The sequence below is a fragment of the Rhizobacter sp. P3_B12 genome (assembly GCF_056402895.1).
Window position 1 is genome coordinate 1 of the sequence record NZ_JBFUGN010001210.1, and the last position, 1,623, is coordinate 1,623.

At 73.4% G+C, this 1,623-nt stretch carries 2 protein-coding genes; both read left to right on the forward strand.

Annotated features, from left to right (window positions below):
• On the forward strand, positions 1 to 1,105 hold a 1,105-nt coding region (locus AC1D01_RS33825; protein ID WP_477873839.1), incomplete at its 5' end, for a beta-ketoacyl reductase.
• Between the two features lie 2 nt (positions 1,106 to 1,107).
• Positions 1,108 to 1,623, forward strand: a 516-nt coding sequence (locus AC1D01_RS33830; RefSeq protein ID WP_477873840.1) for a beta-ketoacyl synthase N-terminal-like domain-containing protein, incomplete at its 3' end; no start/stop codon positions are given.

Genomic DNA, 1,623 nt, shown 5'->3' on the forward strand with positions numbered 1-1,623 from the left:
CCACCTGGTGGTGCTGGGCCGCACGCCGCTGCCGCCGCGCGAGCAGTGGGCTGCCACATCGTCGCAAGCGACGCCGGCGGTGCAGGCGGTGCGCGAGCTGGAAGCCGCCGGCGCCCACATCGACTACGTGCCGGTCGACGTCGCCGACGAGACCGCTCTGGCGGGTTTCCTCGCGCGCCACCGAGCCGAGGGCCGCCCTCCCATCCGCAGCGTGATCCACGCGGCCGGCATCACCGACGACACGCTGCTGCACGAGCTCGGTGCCGCATCGCTTGCCGCGGTGCTGGCGCCGAAGCTGCAGGGCGCGTGGAACCTGCACCGCGCGCTGCCCGAACTCGATCGCCTGGTGTTCTTCTCGTCGATGGCGGCCGTGATGCCGCAGGCCGGCCAGGCGAGCTATGCCGCCGCCAACGCCTTCCTCGATGCGCTGGCGCGCCAGCGCCGCGCGCAGGGCCAGCATGCGCAGAGCATCGGCTGGGGCGTGTGGGCGCAGACCGGCGTGATGCGCGGCGAGGCCGGCCGGCGCCAGCTCGACGAGCTGCAGCGCCAGGGCATCGGCGGCTTCGCGCCGTCGCAGGCGCTGGCCTTGCTCGGCGACGCGCTGCGCCAGGACGTGCCGCACCTGCTGGTGATGCCGGTCGATTGGCGCGCGATGCGCAAGAGCCTGGGCGCACGCGAGGTGGCGTTGCTGAACGAGCTGCTCGCCGATGCGGCGGCACCGGTGGCCGATGCGCCCCTTGTCGAGAGCAGCGACCCGGCCGAGCGCCGCCGCGCGCTCGACCGCGCGGTGCGCGACGTCGTCGGCCGCGTGCTGAAGCTGACGCCGGCGAAGATCGATGCCCGCAAGCCGCTCGGCACGATGGGCCTGACCTCGCTGATGGCGCTGGAGCTGCGCAACCGGCTGGAGCCGCTGCACGGCAAGCCGCTGTCGGCGACGCTGGCGTGGAACTACCCGACGGTCGATGCGCTGGTGGCGTTCCTGGCGGGTGAGCAGGAGCCGGCAGCGGCTGCACCTGCGGCACCCGCGGCCGTGGCGCCGGTGCTGGCCGGCGTTGCCGAACTGTCCGACGAAGACGCGGCACGCCTGCTGCGCAAGAGGCGCTGAGCATGACCGAGCACACCGACCCCGTAGCCCGGATGCCAATCCGGGATTCGTCATCCGAAGCCGCACCCGGATTGGCATCCGGGCTACAACAGCTCTCCGCCGTCAAGCTCGCGCTGATGGCCCAGCAGATGCGCGCGCAGAGCGAGGCGCTGATGCGCGCCGACCCGATCGCGATCGTCGGCATGGGCTGCCGCTTCCCCGGTGGCGCCGACAGCCCCGAGGCGTTCTGGCAGGTGCTCGTCGACGGCGTCGATGCGGTGCGCGAGGTGCCCGCCGACCGCTGGGACGCCGACGCCCTCTACGACCCCGATGCCTCCGCGCCCGGCAAGTCCGCCACCAAGTGGGGCGGCTTCATCGACCGCATCGACGGCTTCGACGCCGCGTACTTCGGGATCCTGCCGCGCGAGGCCGAGCGCATGGACCCGCAGCAGCGGCTGTTCCTCGAGGTCGCGATGGAGTCGCTCGACGACGCCGGCCTGACGCGCGAGCGCCTGCGCGGCAGCCGCACCGGCGTCTTC